A 15,464-nucleotide genomic window follows, 5' to 3' on the forward strand; every position below is an offset into this window, starting at 1 on the left:
CGGCCTCTCCATGCCTCTCACCGATCGTCGACGAAATTCCCCTACGGCACGGATCGGCCCAGCGTCGCCCTGGCATGTTCGAGCACGTCGGCGAGCGCCGCGTCCCAGTCGGCCTTGGGCGTCCAGCCGGTGGCCTCCGTCAGGCGCGTCGCGTCGCCGGCCGCCACCGGGATCTCCGACGGGCGCATCCGGTCCGGTGCGACCCGGACCTCGAACGGCACCCGCGCGTGCCGGCGCAAATCGTCCACCACGCTGGCGATGCTGCGCGGCCGCCCCGAAGCGACGTTGAACACCGACCCGTCCGCGATGTCCAGGCCGCGCCCGATCAGATCGACATAGGCCCGCACCACGTCGCCGACCGGCAGGAAGTCGCGCTCGGCCGCGAGATTGCCCACCGCCAGCACCGGCGCCACCAGCCCGGCCTCGATCCGCGCGATCTGGCCGGCGAAGGACGGCACCACGAAGCGCTCGTCCTGGCCGGCCCCGATCTGGTTGAACGGCCGCAGGATCACCAGCCGCACCTCCGCCTTGGCCAGCAGGTCGCGCAGGATCGCCTCGCCGAACCACTTCGAGCGGGCATACGGCCCCTGCGGATCGGGCACCGCCGCCTCGGTCAGCGGCCGGCCGGCCAGGAACGCCCGGCCGTAGACCTCGCCCGAGCTGACGAACAGGAAGCCCGCGCCGGGGGCGGATCGCGCCACCGCCTCGGCGAGGTTCAGCAGCCCGACGAGGTTGACCCGCCAGGTCTCCCCCGGCGCATCCGCCGATTGCTGCACCGAGGCCATCGCGGCCAGGTGCAGCACGTCGGTCGGGCGGAACGCGGCGACGCTGGCGTGCAGCGCCGCCTCGTCCAGCAGGTCGACCGTCTCGTAGGCGACCCGCTCCGGCAGGACGGCCGGGCGGCCGCGGCCGATGCCGAGGATCCGGTCCGCGGCCCCGGTGCCGGCCGACAGCGCCGCCAGCGCGTGCCGCCCGACGAAGCCCGCCGCCCCCGTGACCAGGATGCGCTTCACGCCCGCACGCGGCTCCGCACGCGGGCCGGGGCCGTCGCGCTGCGGCGCAGGCCGGTCACGCGCGCCCGCCCAGGCGCTTCAGGTCGGCCTCGACCATCTCCTGGATCATCGCCTCGAGCGAGATCTCGGCCTTCCAGCCGAAGGCGGCCTCGGCCTTGGCCGGGTTGCCCAGCAGCACCTCGACCTCGGCCGGCCGGTACAGCTTCTCGTCGATGACGAGGTGGTCGTCGATGGCGAGATTCACATGCGCGAAGGCGAGCGCGCACATGTCGCGCACCGTGGTGGTGCGGCCGGTGGCGATCACGAAGTCGTCGGGCTTGTCCTGCTGCAGCATCATCCACATCGCCCTTGTGTAGTCCTTGGCGTGGCCCCAGTCGCGCTTGGCGTCGATGTTGCCCAGCCACAGCTCCTTCGCCAACCCGAGCTTGATCCGCGCGACCCCGTCGGTGACCTTGCGGGTGACGAACTCGACCCCGCGCAGCGGGCTCTCGTGGTTGAACAGGATCCCGTTCGAGGCGTGCAGGGCGAAGCTCTCGCGGTAGTTGACCGTCATCCAGTGCGCGTAGAGCTTGGCGACGCCGTAGGGCGAGCGCGGGTAGAACGGCGTCGCCTCGCTCTGCACCTGCTCCTGGATCAGGCCGAACATCTCCGACGACGAGGCCTGGTAGTAGCGCGCGTCGGGCTTGAGGGTGCGCACGCATTCGAGCAGGTTGACCGCGCCGAGCCCGGTGATCTGCCCGGTCAGCAGCGGCTGCTGCCACGAGGCGGTGACGAACGACTGTGCGGCCAGATTGTAGACCTCGTCCGGCTGCACGGCTTGAACGATGCGGGCCAGGCTCGACAGGTCGAGCAGGTTGCCGTCGTGGAGCTCCACGTCGTTCTCGATCCCGAGCCACTTCAGCCGGTGGTCGAACACCCCGGCATGGCTCGAGCGCCGCACCACCCCGTGCACCGCGTAGCCCTTCGACAGCAGCAGCTGCGCCAGATACGCCCCGTCCTGCCCGGTGATGCCGGTGATCAGTGCCGTCTTGGTGCTCATCTGCGAAGCCTCTCCCTCTGAACGTGACATTCCGTCGGTCGATGAGCGAGAGCCGCCGCGATCCGCGACTGCATATCCGCCGGCACCCGGGCCTTCAACGCGTGTAAGGCCCGACATCCGTGGCCGATCCGCGGGCGGCGTGCGGGTCCGGGCCCCCGGCGGCCGTCGCGTCGCCCGCGGCGTCGCGCGTCCGCCGCCTGCGCGAATCATCCCGCCCTCTCGCGAACGATGCGGAAGGTTTGGCCAAGGACGCCCGTCCCTGCAACCCAAGCGAGTATGATCGCGCGAGATATCTACCGAGGCGTGCTTTCGGCGCCGCCGGCGCGCTACCGCGCGCCGATCGCGCTCAGGTCGCGCCGTCCGTCGCGGCCCTCCTCGGCGGCCGGCGGGCGGAACCGGCCGGCGATCTCCGAGAACGCATCCTGCATCCCGTCGAGGCCCTGCACCGTGACGATGCTGGAGCCCGGCCCGAGCGGCGGGATGAAGCCCGCCTCGGACAGGGTCCTGAACACCGAGAAGTTCAGGTCGTTCTGCACCTTCTGGCCGAGGCTGACGTCGACGATCATCACCACGAGCTCGAACTCGAGGAACGGGTCGCCGATCTTGCGGAACACCACGCGCGGCGCCGGCTCCTTCAGCACGTCGGCGTGCTGGGCGGCGCAGGCGAGCAGCATCTCGGCGGCGCGCGCCGGGTCCTGGTTGCGCAGCACGTTGACCACCAGCGAGACCCGGCCCGTCCGGTCGCCGCGGACGCGGTTCTTGACGATGCCGGAGATCAGGTTCGAGTTCGGGACGATCACCGCCGAGCGGTCGAAGGTCTGGATCTCGGTGGAGCGCACCGAGATGCGCTTCACGATGCCCTCCGAGTCGCCGATCACCACCTGGTCGCCGACGCGGATCGGCCGCTCCCAGAGCAGGAGCAGGCCCGAGACGAAGTTATTGACGATCGATTGCAGGCCGAAACCGATGCCGACCGAGAGCGCGCCGGCCACGATCGTCAGCTTCTCGAGGCTGAGGCCGAGATAGGAGAAGGCCAGCGCCAGGGCGAGCAGGAAGCCGCAATAGCCCGACACCGTCGAGATCGAGTTGCGCAGGCCCGCGTCGAGGTCGGTGGCGGGCAGGTAGACCTGGTCGAGCCAGCGCTGGACCGCGCGGGTGATGGCGATGCCGAGGACCAGGATCCCGAGGCCGAGCGCGATCGTCGAGAGCGAGATCGTGACGTCGCCGACCTTGAAGCCGAAGAAGGCCTGCCGGATCGAGGAGACGATGTCGGTCGAATCGAGGCCCCAGGGCGCGAGCACCAGGAGCGCCACGATCAGGAACAGCAGCACCCGCGCGGCACCGGTGGAGAGCACCGCGATCTGGTTGAGCGAACGCTTGCGCAGGCCGGTATTGGCCTGGAGCGCGGTGGCGAGCCGCGTGTCGTCCGAGAGCGAGCCGCCGACGAAGGTGTCGGCGCTCTGCACCAGCAGGTAGAGCAGCACCAGCAGGCTCGCGGTCCAGACCAGCTGGTCGATCACGAACGCCGCGAAGGCGACGTAGCCGACGAGGGCGGCGACGCCGATGACGGCCACCGCCGCCCAGCCGACGAGCCGCGCCGGGCCGCCGATGCCGGTGGTGGTCTTCGTCGGCACGTAGGGGCCGAAGCAGGCCTCCTCCTCCTCCTCCTTGTCGGCGAAGCGGTGCAGGCCGATGGCCAGGATCAGCGCGGTGGCGACCGCGCCGATGCCGCGGGTGGCGATCGAGATCGGCAGCGCCGCCGAGATGCCCGAGTTCAGCGCCTCGATCGACTTCACCACGGTGATCACCGTGGCGATGCCGACCGCGAGCCGCGTCACCCGGATCGCCGCCGCGTCGCTCACCGGCGCCGGCCGCCACTGCGGCTTGTCCGGCGAGAGCAGGCCGTCGCACAGGGCCTCGACGAAGGCGATGAAGGCGAGGCCGGCCAGGATCGCGCCGGCCACCGGAAGCAGCCGGGAGGGCAGCAGGTCGGTGGCGTCGAGGGCGTAGTACACCGTGTAGGATCCGATCACCGCCGGCACGGTGCCGAGCAGCAGCACCCGCCACGCGCCGAGCAGGGTCTGGCGCCGGCTCGGGTCGGTCATCGCCGCGTCGCGCCGGCCGAGCCGCGGGGCGATGTTGCGCCGGCCGAAATACAGCGCCACGGACACGCCGAAGGCGAGGCCAAGCATCAGCAGGTTGCCGAGCGTTCCGTTGCGCGAGAACAGCAGCAGGATGTCGGACAGCGCGCTCTGGAGCGAACGGATGTCGCGGGGGACGTCGGCCGCGACCCGGCTCCAGAGCTGCGGGCTGACCAGCGCCTGGCTGCGCTCGAACAGCCCCTTGGTGAAGGATTCCCGGCGCCGGTTCGAGACCCGGTCGATGATCTGGTCGCCCTGGACGAGGAGCGAGCGCGCCAGCCGCTGGGTCTCGTCGATGCGCGAGACCGCCGCGTCGCGCTCGACCCGCTCCTGGGCCACCTCCGGGCTCTCCTCGGCGTCCTTCGGCTTCGGCCCGAGCTGGGTCAGGCGCTCGCGCGCCGATTCCAGCGGCGCGTCGAGACGGCCGATGATCGTGCGGATCTCGTCGGTGACCGGGCCGACGCCGTCGCGGATGGCGGAGAGCTCCGGCGTGCCGAGATCGGTGCGGGCCAGCTCTTTCTCGCGCGCGGCGAGGTCGTTCTTGGCCGCGTCGAGCCTGGCCCGGACCGCCTTGAGCGCCTCGGACATCTCGGGTTTCGGAGGGGCCGGCTTGGCGTCCGCCGGTTTCGCCTCGACCGGCTTGCCATCCGAGGACTTGCCATCCGAGGACTTGCCATCCGAGGACTTGCCCTCGGCCGGTTTGCCGTCGGGCGCCTTCTCGGCCTTGGCGGGGGCCGTCGGCTGCGCGGCGGGCGCCTGCGCCTGCACGAGGCCGGGCGCGAGCAGCAGCGCCGCCAGCGAGGCGACGATCACCGGACGGATCGGGCTGCGCAGGCGCGTTTCGCGGGCGGTTCGGCTGCGCGCGGACGGGCGACGGCTCATCGAATTCCTTGGGTGCTCGGCGGCGGGGCAGGGTGGGGCGGGAAGGGGCGTGGGCGACGCGGCGCTCGTCCGCGGCGCCCTGCCGCAAAAGACGCTTCGTGTCGCCGATCAATGGGGCGAAAGCGTGCCACGTCGGCCCGAGGGCGCCAGGGGAGACGATAATCCTCTCTCCCGGCACCGTCCCGACGCGGTCGCGGAACGCGCCGACCATGCCGGTTCGCGATCGGCGGGCCTCCCCGCAACGGCGTATCGCTCGGGCGCGTTCACGTCGCCGTGAGATCGAAGAGGCGGCGGGCCGCGCCCGAGCCCGCCCGCCGAGACGACCGTGCGGGCGCCGCCGCCCTGTCCCTTTGAGAGGCAGCGCTATCATCTCCGCGCGTAGCATCGTTTTAATGATAACCAGTCATGAACAGCGCGGACCGAACAGCAAGGTAGGCTGAAATAGAGACCCGAGCGACGCAAATAGCGCCGAATGGGTCTGGAAATAAGAAAATAATCAAGCGTCACGATCGGGAAGTCGCGTCGAGCAAAGACACCAGCACACTTGCCTGAAACGTCGGGCGTCATCCGACGATCACGGCAGGATTTGACCAACAATCGAAATCCACCCCGCGCATGCGCGCCCTGCGCACGCGTGCCGGCGGCATCGCCTTGCCTGTCCAGATCTCTGCGTTGCGTTCCTTGAGGACATACCGGCCGTCATGCCCAGCCATCGACCCTGCGACCGCCCCGCTGCGCGCCTGCACCGCGACCTCCTGACCACGACCGCCTTGGCCCTGGCGCTCGGCCTCGCCGCGACGGGCTCGGCCTCGGCACAGGCCTACAATGCCGGCACCGGCGCCACCTCGGCCGGAGCGAATTCGACCGCGGTCGGCCCGAACGCGGCGGCCGGCGGCGACGAGTCCTTCGCCGGCGGCTACAACGCGAGCTCGTCCGGTGCCGGATCCGTGGCGATCGGCTCGGGCGCCGCCGCGCAATCGGCGACGACCAACCAGGGCATCATCAACTACCGGGACGCCAACGGCGTCGGCAACCCGACGGCCGGGACCGGGGGCGACATCCGGAACGGCGCGAACGGCAGCACCACGCCGCCGGGTCCCGGGGAGGTCAATGCCGGCGCGCAGCCGTCGGGCACCGCGATCGGCAAGAAGTCCACCGTCGGCGCCGCCGGCGGCGTCGCCGTCGGCTACAACAACGCAGCCGGCACCGGGACCTTCAACTCGACCGCGATCGGCGCCAACAACGCCGCGTCCGGCTCCTACGGCGTCGCGATCGGCTACGCCAACATCGCCACCGGCCGCTCGACCCTGTCGCTCGGAACCAACAACCAGGCGCTCGGCGACGTCGCCATCGCCCTGGGACGGCAATCCTACGCGGTCGGCGACTTCTCGTTCGCCCAGGGCTTCATCGCCAGCGCCTACGGGCAGGATGCGCTGGCGCTCGGCCGGCTCTCCGTCGCCGGCGAGACCGGCAGCAACCCGACCGCCAGCAACATCGCGATCGGCGACAATTCCAACGCCGTCGGCGGCTCGGCGCTGGCGCTCGGCAGCGGCGCCTCGGCGACCAAGGCGCGCTCGGTGGCGCTCGGCGCCGGCTCGATGGCGCTGCGCGGCAGCCTGAGCGGCACCGAGGCCTACACCACGACCACCCTCTCCTCGGCCAACACCGAGCTCTCGGTCGGCGCGGCGGGCGCGGAGCGGCAGATCACCAACGTCGCCGGCGGCCAGCAGGACACCGACGCGGTCAACCTGCGCCAGCTCCGCTCGGTCGGGAACGGCGTCGCCGGGAACGCGACCGCGCTCGGGGGCAGCTTCGGCAGCGACGGCACCTACACGGCGCCGAGCTACAGCTACAACGGAAAGCCCTACACCACCGTGCCCGGCGTCGTCGGCGCCATCGACCAGCTCGGCCTGCGCTACGACACCGACGGTTCGGGCAACCGGCTCGCCGGCATCGACCTGACCCGCGGCGGCAGCGTCGGCTCGGCGGTCGGCATCACCGGGCTCGCGCCGGCGACGACCGACAGCGGCGCCGTGGCGCTGTCGCAGATGCCGCTGCGATATTCCACGTCGGCGGACCCGACGACCGCGAACCCGGCCACGCCCTCGAACGACGCGACGCTGGTCGGCGCCAACGGCGGCGCTCCGGTCGCCCTGCACAACGTCGCCCCGGGAAGCCTCGCCTCGGGCTCGACCGACGCGGTCAACGGCGGCCAGCTGTTCACGACGAACCAGGCCGTGGCGACGAACGCCGGCAACCTCACCGCGCTGCGCAGCGGCCTCGACGCCGGCACGATCGGCCTCGTCCAGCAGGATGCCGCGAGCCGCACCATCACGGTCGGCTCGGCCACCGACGGCAGCGTGGTCGACTTCACCGGCACCGCGGGCGCGCGCCGCCTGACCGGGCTCGCCGCCGGCAGCGCCGACGGCGACGCGGCGACGGTCGGCCAGCTTCGCCTCGGCGGCAACGCCGTGATGCAGATCTTCGGGGCGGGCGCCGCGTTCAACCCGGTGACCGGCGCGTTCACCGCCCCGGCCTACGCCGTCGGCGGCCAGACCTACGGCGACGTCGGCTCGGCGCTCGCGGCGACCAACCGCCTCGCGGTGCAGTACGTGCCGGACGGCGCGAACAACCCGACCGGCGTGGTCGACCTCGCCCGGGGCAACGGCGGCAACGCGGTCGCGCTGCGCGGCGTCTCGGCCGGCCGCCTCGCCGCGGGCTCGACCGATGCGGTCAACGGCGACCAGCTCTACGCGACGAACCTGCGGGTCGCGACCAACACCAGCGACATCGCCACCAACGCGGGCGCGATCGGCACCCTGCGCCAGGGCATCACCGACGGCACGATCGGCCTGGTGCAGCAGGACCCGACGAGCCGCGCGATCCTGGTCGCCGCGGCGACGGACGGGGCGCTCGTCGACTTCCGCAACAGCGCCGGCAACGGCCGCGTCCTGCGCGGCGTCTCCGCCGGCGCGGTCGCCGCCGGTTCGGACGAGGCGGTCAACGGCAGCCAGCTCTACGACACCAACCAGGCGGTGGCGGCCAACGGCGCCCAGACCAGCACCCTGCAATCGGCGATCGGAGCCGGCACGATCGGCCTGGTGCAGCAGGACCCGACCACCCGCGACATCGCCGTCGGCGCGGGTACGGACGGCACCCGCCTGACCCTGCGCAACGCCTCGGGCGGCACCCGCCTGCTCACCGGCCTCAGCGACGGCACCATCGCCGCCGGCTCGGCCGATGCGGTGACCGGGGGGCAGCTCTACGACACCAACCAGGCGGTGGCGGCGAATGCCAGCGGGCTCGCCGCCACGAACGGCAACCTCGCGAGCCTCCAGAGCGGCATCGTGCAGGGCACGATCGGCCTGCTGCGGCAGGACCAGGCCAGCCGCGAGCTGAGCATCGGCGCCGCGACCGACGGCACGGTGCTGAACCTCGCCAATGCCGGCGGCACCGGCCGCACCGTCGCCGGCGTCGCGGCGGGGACGCTGTCGGCGGCCTCCAACGAGGCGGTCAACGGCAGCCAGCTCTACGCGACGAACCAGGCGGTCGCGGGCCTGTCGGCGGGGGTCGCCAACGGCACCGTCGGCCTAGTCCAGCAGGACCAGGCGACGCGCGGGCTGACCGTCGGCGCCAATACCGACGGCACCACGGTGAGCTTCGCCGACCGCAACGGCACGGCGCGCACGCTCACCGGAATCGCCGGCGGCCGGATCGCCGCGGGCTCGACCGAGGCGGTCGACGGCGGGCAGGTCTACGGGCTCTCCGCCTCGCTGGCCAAGAGCCTCGGCGGCGGCGCGGGCGTGGCCGCCGACGGGTCGGTGACCGCACCGAGCTACGCGATCCAGGGCTCGCGCTTCGGCGACGTCGGCTCGGCGCTCGGCAGCCTCGACGCCGCGGTGACCAACCTCAACACCGTCGGCAGCCGCTACGTGGCGGTGCGCAGCACCGGTGCCGCGGCCCAGGCCACCGGCGCCGACAGCGTCGCCATCGGCCCGGCCTCGGTGGCGAGCGCGGCCGGCGGCGTCGCGCTCGGCGCCAACGCGGTCGCCCGCCGCGCCGGGCTCTCGGGGGCCGCCGAGGCGTTCTCGGGGGCCGCCGTCGCCTCGACCGCGGGCGCCGTCTCGGTCGGGGCCGAGGGCGCGGAGCGGCAGATCGTCAACGTCGCCGGCGGCACGCAGGACACGGATGCGGTTAACCTGCGCCAGCTCCGCGCGGTCGGCGGCAACCTCGCCGGCGCGCTGGGCGGCGGCGCGGGCTTTGCCGCCGACGGCAGCTTCACCGGGCCGACCTATGCCATCGGCGGCAAGGCGTATTCCGGCGTCGGCGACGCGCTCGCGGCGGTCGACACCTTCGCCGTCAAGTACGACGTCGACCCGGCGACCGGCGGGCGCGGGCAGTCGCTGACGCTGGCCGGCAGCGACCCGAACCAGCCGGTGCTGATCCGCAACGTCGCCGCCGGCGTGCTGGCGACCGACGCCGCCAATCTCGGCCAGGTCACGGGGCAGGTCGCGACCGCGAAGGCGCAGAGCTTCGCCTATACCGACCAGCGGGTGCAGGCGAGCTACGCCGCGAGCACGGCCTACACCGACGCCCGCGTCGCGCCGCTGGAGAAGCAGATGACCGCCTTCGGCAGCCAGCTCGCCGGCCTGCAGAACGAGGTCGGGCAGGTCCGCCAGGAGGCGCGCCGCGGCGCGGCGATCGGCCTGGCCGCCGCCTCGCTCCGCTTCGACGACCGCCCGGGCAAGCTGAGCATGGCCGCCGGCGGCGGCGTGTGGCGCGGCGAGGGCGCGGCATCGATGGGCATCGGCTACACGCTCCCCGACGGGTCCGCGCGGGTCAACGCCACCGGCGTCGCCGCCGGCCGCGACTTCGGGATCGGCGCCGGCGCCAGCTTTACCCTCAACTGAGGCCGGCGATGCGCGCGCACGCCACCGCGGCGGCCGCCCTCGCGGCCCTGCTGCTCGCCGCGCCCGCGTGCGGCCAGGGGCACGAGCCGTCGGGCGGAGACGGCCTCCTCGGGTCGATCGCGATGCGCGGCACCGTCTCCACCGACGACCCGCCGCGCGCCCAGTTCGCGGCGCCGGCCTACCGCGTCCACCCGCCGGAGGGGGCGCCGCCGCCGGGCGAGGCGCCGGGCGACACCCGCCGGATGATCCAGGCCTTCGGCGGCTGGACCCTGATCTGCGACGAGAACCTGCGCCGGCGCCGCCGGGTCTGCAACGCGTCGCAATCGATCGTCGACGGCGACGGGGTCTTCGCCTTCAGCTGGTCGCTCGCCGCCACCAGCGCCGGCGCGCCGGTCTTCGTGGTGCGCGCGCCGGTCGGGGCGTGGTCGGCCCACACCGTCGGGCTGACGTTCGGCACCGCCGAGGAGACCGTAATCCGCCTGGAAAGCTGCAACGCCAGCCTGTGCCTCGGCTTCCTGCCCGTCGACGAGGCCCTGCGGCGGGCCATCGCCGGGCGCGCCGCCGTCCGCGTCCGCTATCGCCGGAGCGAGAGCGCCGCCCCCGTCGCCATCGCGACCTCCCTCGACGGCCTCGCCGCGGCGATCGCGGGCATCAGGTAGCTCGCGCGCCGGTCTCGGCGCCTCAGCGCGGGGCGCGGGCCAAGTACCCGCGCCAGCCGCCGTAGCGGCCGATCTCCTCGGCGCCGACGACGCCCTCGGCCTCGACCAGGAACCCCTTCGGCCGGGTGCCGTCGGACAGGTGCAGGGTGCCGATGCCGAGGGGCTCCGGGATGGCGGACACGAAGCGGCCGAAGGCGTCCGGCGACAGTTCCCAGACCTCGGTCTCGATCGCGACGCCGGTGCCGGCCGCCACCCGCAGCAGGCCCGGCCGGTGCGGCGGGCCGCCGGGGAGCGCGTAGAAGCGGTAGTCCGGTGCCGTCGCGACCGCGCGCAGGAAGCGGGCGCCGAGGCGCGTGAGCTCGCCGTTGAGGGCGAGGCCGGAGAGGTGCGCGCCGACCACCGCCAGCTCGATCGCCTCGCCCGCCGCCCGCCCCGCCGGCTCGGTCGCCGCCGGCACCGGCACGGCGCTCGCCCCGATCGGCACGCCGGACGCCGCGTGCAGCCGGGCGCCGAGCGCCGCGAGCAGCCCGTCGCGGCCGCGGGGGGCCAGCAGCGTCACCCCCGCGGGGAACGTGTCGGCCCGGAAGCGCCCGGGCACGGCGAGCGCGCACCAGTCGAGCAGGTTGACGAAGTTGGTGAAGGTGCCGAGCTCGCTGTTCGGCCCGATCGGGTCGGCGGCGAGGTCCGCCACCGTGCGCGGCCGCGGATAGGTCGGCACCGCGAGCACGTCGACCGCGTCCCAGACCGCGTCGGCCGCCCGCCGCAGCTCGGCGAGGCGATAGAGCCCGCCGAAGGCGTCGGCCGCCGAGAAATGCTTGGCGTTCTCGATCACGGCCCGCGTCGTCGGATGCAGGATCTCGGGCCGCGTCTCGATCACGGCGCGGATCGCCTGGTAGCGCTCGGCCACCCACGGGCCGGTGTAGAGCAGGCGCGCGGTCGCGAACATCGGCGCGAAGTCGACCGGGCGGCCGGCGCCGACGAGGGCTTCGAGGTCGGCAAGGCTCGCGGCGAAGGCCGCCTCGGACAGGGCGTCGCCGGCGAAGTCCAGCCCCTGCGCATCCGGCACGCCGAGGCGCAGGCCGGGCGGGACCGCGGACGCGGCGGGCACGGGCAGGCTCCGCGAGAACGCGTCGGCGGGATCGTAGCCGGCCATGGCGCGGAAGGCGGCGTCGGCGTCGGCCACGGTGCCGGCGAAGACCGAGAGCGTGTCGAGCGTTCGGCAGGCCGGGACCATGCCGCGGGCCGAGACGCTGCCGAGCGAGGGCTTCAGGCCGACGACGTTGTTCAGCCCGGCCGGCACGCGGCCCGAGCCCGCCGTGTCGGTGCCGAGCGCGAAGGCGACGAGGCCGCGGGCGACCGCCACCGCCGAGCCGCTGCTGGAGCCGCCCGGCACGTAGGCCGGGTCGAGGGCGTTGCGCGGCACCGGGTAGGGCGTGCGCACGCCGACCAGCCCGGTGGCGAACTGGTCGAGATTGGTCTTGCCGACGAGGATCGCGCCCGCCGCCAGGAGCTTTTCGACCGCGTGGGCGGTCTCGGTCGCGGTGTAGGCGAAGCCCGGGCACGCCGCCGTCGTCGCCATCCCGGCGACGTCGACGTTGTCCTTCACCGCGAACGGGATGCCCCAGAGCGGCCTGCCCACCGGATCGAACGGGCCGAGCGCGGCGAGCGCCGCCGCGGCCTCCGCCTCCGGCACCAGGCTCAGGAAGATGCTGGGATCGCCGGCGGCCGCGATGCGGCGGTAGACTTCCGCCAGGATCGTGCGCGGGTCGTCGCCGGCGGCGTAGGCCGCGTGCAGGGCGGGAATCGTCGGGAACGGGGGCATGGCGTCTCGCGGTGTTGCTTCTCGAAAGCGATCCCATCCCGCCCCGCGTCCCGAGGCGCCCGCCCCGGCGGGCCTCGAAGGCGGCCTCCTTCGAGGCCTCCGCTCGGCTGCGGCACCTCAGGACGAGGGGGGTGGGAGCGTCGGCGCTACAATCCGGCTAGCCGCGCCGCCGTCCGGGCGATCGCGCCCTCGGGGTCGATCAGCGCGTCGAGCACGGTGAAGTGGTTCGCGCCCGTCACCGGGATCAGCGGCCCGTCCAGCCCCAGGGCGCGGCGGGCGGCGTGGTAGGCGTCCGACTGGCGCCGGAGCTCGGGCAGCTCGTCGGCGCCGTACAGCACCGCGACGGGCGGCGCGCCCGGGCTCAGGTGGCGGATCGGCGAGAGCGCCGCGATCTCTTCCGCGCTCAGGCTCAAGGCGTCGTTGAGATTCGTGCCGGCGATCGGCGCGAGGTCGAAGAGGCCGCTGATCGCGAGCCCGGCATCGGCCCCGTCGGCGACCTGCGCGGCGAGGTGCCCGCCGGCCGACCAGCCGGAGACCACGAGCCTGCGCCCGCCGCCATCGGCGCGCAGCAGCGCCAGGGCGGCGCGGGCCTCGGCGACGATCGCGGTCAGGCTCGCCTCCGGCGCCAGGGTGTAGCCGACCAGCGCCACGTCGAGCCCGAGCGCCAGCGGCCCCTCGGCCATGCAGGAGAACCCGCGCCGGTCGTTGCGCTGCCAGTAGCCGCCATGGAGGAAGACCAGCATCGGTGCGCTCGGCTGCCCGCAGCGGAACACGTCGATGCGCTGGCGCTCGCCCGGCCCGTAGGCGAGGTCCAGCGCCTCCGCATGGCGCTCGCGGAACGCGGCGCTGCGCGCGCGCCAGCCGGCGACGATGGCGGCGCTGTCGGCCACCGCACCGGAATTGTCGTAGGCCCGGCTCAGCGCCGCGCGGTCGAGGTCTTGCCAATCGGTCGTCTCGGGCATGGTCGCCGGCCTCTGGTTTGCGATCGTGCTCATGCCGCAGCCGTTCGATCAGGCGCCAGGCCCTCCGAAGCAGGCGCGGGCCCCCTCTCCCGGGCGGGAGAGGGCTGGGGTGAGGGATGAGAACCGTCCGGAGAGGTCACGCCCCTCACCCCCACCCTCTCCCCCTGGGAGAGGGGGCCGCGTCGCGGCTCCGAGACGGATACGATCCTCGCTGCCGCAGCCACCTCAGGCCGCCTTCGGCGCATGGTGGCTGTGGAGCTGGGCCGAGAGCATGCGGCGCACGTCGTTGAAGGCGGGGCTCGACACGTCGCGGCGGCGGGGGAGGTCGATCGCGTGCACCGCCTCGATCCGGCCGGGGCCGGGCGACATCATCACGATGCGGTCGGCGAGGAAGATCGCCTCCTCGATCGCGTGCGTCACGAACAGCACGGTGAGGCCGGTGCGGCTCCACAGGTCGAGCAGCTCGTCCTGCAGCCGTTCGCGGGTCATCGCGTCGAGCGCCCCGAACGGCTCGTCCATCAGCACCACCTCGGCCTCGTTGGCGAGCACGCGGGCGATGGCGACGCGCTGCTTCATGCCCCCCGAGAGCTGGTGCGGGTAGGCGTCGGCGAAGGCCGCGAGGCCGACGAGGTCGATGTAGCGGGCGGCGGTGTCGCGCACCTCCGCGGCCGGGCGGCCCCGCGCCTTCGGGCCGAAGCCGATGTTGTCGCGCACGCTGAGCCAGGGGAACAGGCCGTAATCCTGGAACACCATCCCGCGGCTCGGGCCCGGGCCGGGGATCGGCTTGCCCCACATCAGGGCCTCGCCGCCGGTGGCCGCCTCGAAGCCGGCCACGATCCGCAGCAGGGTGGACTTGCCGCAGCCCGAGGCCCCGAGCAGGCAGACGAACTCGCCGCGGCGCACGGTGAGGTTGGCGCCGCGCAGGGCCTCGGTGCTGCGCCCCTGCGAGCGGTAGGTCTTGGAGACGTCGCGCACCTCGACGATCGGCAGGGTCGGGTCAGCCATCCGAGGATCTCCGGTTCTCAACCATGCGCGGGGCTCCACGCGAGCAGGCGGCGCCCGATCTCCATGACGATCCGGTCGGAGACGAACCCGGCGACGCCGATCACCACCATGCCGCAGATGACGATCTCGGTGCGGGAGAGCTGGCGCGCCTCCATGATGATCGCGCCGAGACCCGTCTGCACCCCGGTCATCTCGCCCACCACGATGACGACCCAGGCGAAGCCGAGGCCGAGGCGCAGGCCGGTGAAGATCGAGGGCAGGGCGGCCGGCAGCACGACGCGGGCGAACTGCGCCGTCCCCGTGCATCCGAGCATGGCCGCGGCCTCGAACAATCGCGGCTCGACCGAGCGCACGCCGAAGATCGTGTTGACGAGGATCGGGTAGAACGCCCCGAGGAAGACCAGGAAGTAGGCCGAGCGCGGCCCGAGCCCGAACAGGATCATCGCCAGCGGCAGCCATGCGGTGACGGGCACCGGCCGCAGGATCTGGAAGGTCGGGTCGAGCAGCGCCCGCATCAGCTGCACGCGTCCGATCAGCAGCCCGAGCGGCAGGGCGGCGGCCGCGGCCAGCGCGAACCCGCCGAAGACGCGGGCGAGCGAGGCGGCGAGATGCGTCCACAGCGTGCCGCTGAAGGCGTCGTCGTTGATCCCGCCGACGGCCAGATCCCGCATCTCGGTCCAGACCTCGGCCGGCGGCGGGATCAGGCTGTAGGGTCTCCCGACGGTGGCGAGGTGCCAGACCAGCGCGAGCGCGACGGGGAGGGCGAGCGCGAGGGCGGGCGCCGTCAGGCGCCGGAGGATGTTCACGGCGAACGAGGCCCGGTCGCGGGCGGTCCCCGTCGTCGAGGGGACCGCATGCGGCGCGTTTCCCTCCCCCCTCTGTGGGGGAGGGTGGGCCTCGCGTGAGCGAGGGTCGGGAGAGGGGAGCGCGTTGTCCGGAAAGGTCGCTCCCCTCTCCCGACCCGCTTCGCGGGCCACCCTCTCCCGCAGGGGGGAGAGGGAGGATGCCGAACCCGGTTCGAGGGGAGAGAG

General features: G+C 73.5%; 9 protein-coding genes. 2 read left to right on the top strand and 7 right to left on the bottom strand.

Annotated elements, in window-relative coordinates:
- Positions 1-41: 41 nt before the first annotated feature.
- From ACFZ8E_RS01680 to ACFZ8E_RS01690, 3 genes are all read right to left on the bottom strand, one after another.
- Entirely contained in the window at positions 42-1,013 is a 972-nt protein-coding gene (locus ACFZ8E_RS01680) for a GDP-mannose 4,6-dehydratase (protein ID WP_405041828.1), read from the bottom strand.
- Between the two features lie 55 nt (positions 1,014-1,068).
- Positions 1,069-2,052 (bottom strand): GDP-mannose 4,6-dehydratase, encoded by a 984-nt coding sequence (gene gmd, locus ACFZ8E_RS01685; RefSeq protein WP_405041829.1) that lies wholly within the window; start codon positions 2,050-2,052, stop codon positions 1,069-1,071.
- A 326-nt stretch (positions 2,053-2,378) separates the two neighbouring features.
- Positions 2,379-5,075 (bottom strand): DUF3772 domain-containing protein, encoded by a 2,697-nt coding sequence (locus ACFZ8E_RS01690; RefSeq protein ID WP_405041830.1) that lies wholly within the window; start codon positions 5,073-5,075, stop codon positions 2,379-2,381.
- Positions 5,076-5,776: 701 nt separating this feature from the next.
- Here ACFZ8E_RS01690 and ACFZ8E_RS01695 point away from each other — a divergent pair.
- Entirely contained in the window at positions 5,777-9,985 is a 4,209-nt protein-coding gene (locus ACFZ8E_RS01695) for a beta strand repeat-containing protein (protein ID WP_405041831.1), read from the top strand.
- A gap of 8 nt (positions 9,986-9,993) precedes the next feature.
- On the top strand, positions 9,994-10,644 hold the full coding sequence (locus tag ACFZ8E_RS01700) for an invasion associated locus B family protein (protein WP_244030041.1): 651 nt from the start codon (positions 9,994-9,996) through the stop codon (positions 10,642-10,644).
- Positions 10,645-10,666: 22 nt separating this feature from the next.
- Here the strand turns inward: ACFZ8E_RS01700 and atzF are convergent, their stop codons facing one another.
- The 4 genes from atzF to ACFZ8E_RS01720 all read right to left on the bottom strand — a co-directional run bounded on the left by atzF (position 10,667) and on the right by ACFZ8E_RS01720 (position 15,239).
- Positions 10,667-12,466 carry an allophanate hydrolase gene (gene atzF / locus ACFZ8E_RS01705; protein ID WP_405041832.1) on the bottom strand — a complete coding sequence of 600 codons (1,800 nt, stop codon included), beginning with the start codon at positions 12,464-12,466 and terminating at the stop codon, positions 10,667-10,669.
- A 146-nt stretch (positions 12,467-12,612) separates the two neighbouring features.
- A complete protein-coding gene (locus tag ACFZ8E_RS01710) occupies positions 12,613-13,461 on the bottom strand; it encodes an alpha/beta hydrolase (RefSeq protein WP_405041833.1) in 849 nt (282 codons plus the stop codon).
- A 192-nt stretch (positions 13,462-13,653) separates the two neighbouring features.
- The gene (locus tag ACFZ8E_RS01715; protein ID WP_147728329.1) at positions 13,654-14,433 is read right to left on the bottom strand and encodes an ABC transporter ATP-binding protein; all 780 of its coding nucleotides are present in this window, start codon (positions 14,431-14,433) and stop codon (positions 13,654-13,656) included.
- 17 nt (positions 14,434-14,450) lie between these two features.
- Positions 14,451-15,239, bottom strand: coding sequence for an ABC transporter permease (locus ACFZ8E_RS01720; RefSeq protein ID WP_405041834.1), 789 nt, complete (start codon positions 15,237-15,239; stop codon positions 14,451-14,453).
- Positions 15,240-15,464: the final 225 nt, after the last annotated feature.

Origin of the sequence: Methylobacterium sp. HMF5984 (genome assembly GCF_045033435.1) — a bacterium.
In the GTDB taxonomy this organism is placed as follows: domain Bacteria; phylum Pseudomonadota; class Alphaproteobacteria; order Rhizobiales; family Beijerinckiaceae; genus Methylobacterium.

Excerpts from the sequence above, each read along its gene's own strand:
- ACFZ8E_RS01700 (WP_244030041.1), top strand. The coding sequence starts at position 9,994 with ATGCGCGCGCACGCCACCGCGGCGGCCGCCCTCGCGGCCCTGCTGCTC.
- atzF (WP_405041832.1), bottom strand. The coding sequence starts at position 12,466 with ATGCCCCCGTTCCCGACGATTCCCGCCCTGCACGCGGCCTACGCCGCC.
- gmd (WP_405041829.1), bottom strand. The coding sequence starts at position 2,052 with ATGAGCACCAAGACGGCACTGATCACCGGCATCACCGGGCAGGACGGG.
- ACFZ8E_RS01710 (WP_405041833.1), bottom strand. The coding sequence starts at position 13,461 with ATGAGCACGATCGCAAACCAGAGGCCGGCGACCATGCCCGAGACGACC.
- ACFZ8E_RS01690 (WP_405041830.1), bottom strand. The coding sequence starts at position 5,075 with ATGAGCCGTCGCCCGTCCGCGCGCAGCCGAACCGCCCGCGAAACGCGC.
- ACFZ8E_RS01715 (WP_147728329.1), bottom strand. The coding sequence starts at position 14,433 with ATGGCTGACCCGACCCTGCCGATCGTCGAGGTGCGCGACGTCTCCAAG.
- ACFZ8E_RS01695 (WP_405041831.1), top strand. The coding sequence starts at position 5,777 with ATGCCCAGCCATCGACCCTGCGACCGCCCCGCTGCGCGCCTGCACCGC.